The sequence below is a fragment of the Streptomyces sp. CO7 genome, from assembly GCF_053474865.1.
Window position 1 is genome coordinate 248246 of the sequence record NZ_JBRIOU010000005.1, and the last position, 3864, is coordinate 252109.

3 protein-coding genes and 1 pseudogene are annotated in these 3864 nt (G+C 70.8%); 2 read left to right on the forward strand and 2 right to left on the reverse strand.

Translation table 11 applies throughout. The features are described from left to right. Positions 1–329 precede the first annotated feature (329 nt). A complete protein-coding gene (locus ACOV8S_RS19580) occupies positions 330–860 on the forward strand; it encodes a universal stress protein (protein WP_351118328.1) in 531 nt (176 codons plus the stop codon). 390 nt (positions 861–1250) lie between these two features. Here ACOV8S_RS19580 and glmS read toward each other — a convergent pair whose 3' ends face one another. Together glmS and ACOV8S_RS19590 are read right to left on the reverse strand one after the other, a co-directional pair. Then, positions 1251–3065: a glutamine--fructose-6-phosphate transaminase (isomerizing) gene (gene glmS, locus ACOV8S_RS19585; RefSeq protein WP_448319088.1), complete on the reverse strand. Its 1815-nt coding sequence runs from the start codon at positions 3063–3065 to the stop codon at positions 1251–1253. 14 nt (positions 3066–3079) lie between these two features. Next, a complete protein-coding gene (locus ACOV8S_RS19590; protein ID WP_382557978.1) occupies positions 3080–3337 on the reverse strand; it encodes a hypothetical protein in 258 nt (85 codons plus the stop codon). Between the two features lie 181 nt (positions 3338–3518). Here ACOV8S_RS19590 and ACOV8S_RS19595 point away from each other — a divergent pair. Then, positions 3519–3864 (forward strand): annotated as a pseudogene (locus ACOV8S_RS19595) (hypothetical protein); the annotation flags it as partial.

Genomic DNA, 3864 nt, shown 5'->3' on the forward strand with positions numbered 1-3864 from the left:
CGGTGGCCCGGGGTGGGGGCCGCGCGGCCGGGCCGGACGGCGGCCGAACCGCCTGTACGGCGCAGCCAACATTGCGCGGGAGGCGTCGGCTCATGCATGCTCCGGAGAATCCCGGCGGGCCCTCGCGGAGCGGGCAGCCGGGTGAAGCCTTGCCACCGGCAACTGCCGGTACCCGTCCGGACCTGCGGATCTCCCCCTGGAGGCGGCAGAAAAAGGGCCCGGGAACGCTTGCCGCCGTACCCTGAAGGGTATGGGGACGGGAAGATGGATCCCGGACACAGCTCCGCCGCTCACGTCGCCCGAACGAGGATCACTACGCCGAGACAGCCATGGCCGGTCACGAATACACCGATCCAGCGGACCGCAAGCGGCCGGTCGCCGAACCGACGGCGGCCGATCCCCTCGCGGCGGAAGAGCTGCGTCCGCATCCCTGCGATCCCGCCTTCAAGCACGGGGTGGTCGTCGGCTTCGACGGCTCGACGTCCAGTGAGCGCGCCCTCGCCTACGCGGTGGGCATGGCGACCCGGTCCCGTTCGGGGCTGATCATCGTCCACGTCGCCAACCGCCTGCCGACCACGGTCTGGGCCGGCTGTGAGCCCCCCGTCTTCGTGGACGTGCCGGACCACCGCACCGAGGTGCTCGGACTGGAGCTCGCCTGCTCGGACTTCCTCGCCGAGGTGCCGTGGATCCTCGTCGAGCGCGGCGGGGACATCTGCCACGAACTGGAGGAGGTCGGCCGGGAGTACGAGGCCGACGCCATCGTCGTGGGCTCGACGCACGGACTGCTCAGCCGCGTCTTCGGCTCGGTCGCCGGCCGGCTGGCCAAGCGGGCGCAGCGGCCCGTGGTCGTCATCCCCTGAGCAACTCCTGGGCAGCTTCGGGCGTTCGCGCGCCCTGTCTGAGGCGTACCGCGCGGCACACCGGCCGCATCGGCCGCCGTCCACTGCCGAATCCGCCGAACACCGCCGACTTCACGCGGAGTTGTGTACAACCACGCCCAAGCTACCGGCGCGTACGGCGTGTTCGGCGTCGTGGCGAGGGAATGACATCGACACGGAAACCGGCTGCCGGCCGCCGTGGGGTGACGGCCACCGCAAACGGCAGCCAGGGCCGGAGGATTCGGGCGGCTCCGGCCCGTGGGAAAGGAACGGTCCCTGTGCATGGTGGCGCACAGGGACCGTTTCGCCGTTCAGGGGCGGGGCGAGGGCGAACCCGAGGGTGACGGGCGCCGACCGCCCCGCGGTGACCGACTACTCGACGGTGACCGACTTCGCCAGGTTGCGCGGCTTGTCGATGTCCCGGCCCAGCGCCAGCGCCGTGTGGTAGGCGAGCAGCTGCAGCGGGATGCCCATCAGGATCGGGTCCAGCTCGTCCTCGTTCTTCGGGACGACGACGGTCCGGTCGGCCTTCTCCTGGTCCCGGTGCGCCACCGCGAGGATCCTGCCGCTGCGGGCCTTGATCTCCTCGAGGGCGGCGCGGTTCTTCTCCAGCAGGTCGTCGTCCGGCACGATCGCGATGGTCGGCATGGCCGGCTCGATCAGGGCCAGCGGGCCGTGCTTGAGCTCGGAGGCCGGGTAGGCCTCGGCGTGGATGTAGGTGATCTCCTTGAGCTTCAGCGAGGCCTCGCGGGCGACCGGGTAACCCCGGACACGGCCGATGAAGAGCGTCGAGCGGGCCTCGGCGAACTCCTGGGCCAGCTCCTTGACCTCGTCCTCGAGCTTGAGGATCTCGTTGATCTGCTCCGGCAGGCGGCGCAGACCGGCGATGATCCGCTTGCCGTCGGCGACGGACAGGTCGCGGGTGCGGCCCAGGTGCAGGGCCAGCAGCGCGAAGGCCACCGTGGTGTTGGTGAAGCACTTGGTGGACACCACGCAGACCTCGGGGCCGGCGTGGACGTAGATGCCGCCGTCCGACTCACGGGCGATGGCGGAGCCGACCACGTTGACCACACCGAGGACGCGGGCGCCCTTGCGCTTGAGCTCCTGCACCGCGGCGAGCACGTCGTAGGTCTCACCGGACTGGGAGACGGCGATGTACAGCGTGTCGGGGTCCACGACCGCGTTGCGGTAGCGGAACTCGGAGGCCGGCTCGGCGTCCGCGGGGATGCGGGCCATCTCCTCGATCATCTGCGCGCCGATCATGCCGGCGTGGTACGAGGTGCCGCAGCCCAGGATCTTCACGCGGCGGATCTGGCGCGCCTCACGGGCGTCCAGGTTCAGGCCGCCCAGGTGCACGGTGGAGAACCGGTCGTCGATGCGGCCGCGCAGCACGCGGTCCACGGCGTCGGCCTGCTCGTGGATCTCCTTGTGCATGTACGTGTCGTGGCCGCCCATGTCGTAGGAGGCGGCCTCCCACTCGACGGTGGTGGGCTCGGCGGAGGTGCGGGTGCCCTCGGTGGTGTAGGTGCGGAAGTCGTCCGCGGTGAGGGTGGCCATCTCGCCGTCGTCCAGGGTGACGATCTGACGGGTGTGCGTGACCAGGGCCGCGATGTCCGAGGCGACGAACATCTCCTTCTCGCCTATGCCGAGCACGACGGGGGAGCCGTTGCGGGCGACGACGATCCGGTCCGGGAAATCGGCGTGCAGCACGGCGACGCCGTAGGTGCCCTCGATCAGACGCACCGCCTGACGGACCTTCTCCTCCAGCGTGGTGGCCTGAGAGCGGGCGATCAGGTGGGTGAGGACCTCGGTGTCGGTCTCCGAGAGGAACTCGACGCCGTCGGCCTCGAGCTTGCGCCGCAGGTCCGAGGCGTTGTCGATGATGCCGTTGTGGACGACGGCGACCTTCTCGTCGGCGGAGAGGTGCGGGTGCGCGTTCACGTCGGACGGCGCGCCGTGGGTCGCCCAGCGGGTGTGGGCGATGCCGGCCGTGCCCTTGAAACGGGCCGGCACCTTCGCCTCCAGCTCACGGACGCGACCCTTGGCCTTGACCATCTTCAGCCCGCCCTTGGGGGCCGTGACGGCGATGCCGGCAGAGTCGTAGCCGCGGTACTCGAGGCGCGCGAGGCCCTCGAGGAGCAGCGGGGCGATGTCACGCTTGCCGATGTAACCGACAATTCCGCACATAAAGGTGGGTTCCCTCAGCCATAGACGATGCGGCGGAGCTGACGGAGCGAGAGCTCCGGCGGCGCCACCGCGCGGTACTGGAGGTCCGCCGAGATCCTGGTGAAGATCTCCGCGTTCACCAGACCCTGCGCCTGGAGCTCGCGGTGGCGGCGACGGACGTAGTCCTCGGTCGTCTCGTCGAAATAGGCGAGAACGTCCTGGATCACCCGCACGGCCTCGCCCCGCGTGAGCGAGGAGGACCGCGTCAAATGATCGACGAGTTCGTCGTGCATGCCCGATCCTCCGATACGTCGCGTGGCGTCCGCAACAATTCTGCCCGATATCGGGCAGGATCCTGGCGTTCGGGTGTGCGACACCACAGGGCGGCGCGTGAGGGGATTGTCGCGCCTCCCGGATGGGGAGTAGTGGTCCAGACCTTCTAGCGGCGCAACGAGTGAACGGAAGGGGACGACCGTGGCGGGACAACGGCACACGGCCTTACGGCTGGCGGCCTCACTGCTGCTCCTGACGGCGGCCGCCGGGGGAGCGGCCGGAGCCGGGCCCTCGGAACGGACGGCCGGTCCCGGCGAGGCCGACGCGCCGGCCGGGGGGTTCGGCGCGCTGATCCCGGCGCCGGTCTCGGCCGAACCGGGCGGCGCCCCGTACCGGATCACCCCCGGCACGGCGATCCGGGTCGAGGACAGCCCCGAGGTGCGCGCGATCGGCGTCTACCTCGCGGAACTGCTGCGGCCCGCCACCGGCTACCGCCTCCCGGTCACCGGCGGGGGCGGGAACGAGGAGGGGGCGGACGGCCACGAGG

Coding starts and splice junctions, on each gene's coding strand:
- ACOV8S_RS19580 (WP_351118328.1), top strand. CDS start 330: ATGGCCGGTCACGAATACACCGATCCAGCGGACCGCAAGCGGCCGGTC.
- glmS (WP_448319088.1), bottom strand. CDS start 3,065: ATGTGCGGAATTGTCGGTTACATCGGCAAGCGTGACATCGCCCCGCTG.
- ACOV8S_RS19590 (WP_382557978.1), bottom strand. CDS start 3,337: ATGCACGACGAACTCGTCGATCATTTGACGCGGTCCTCCTCGCTCACG.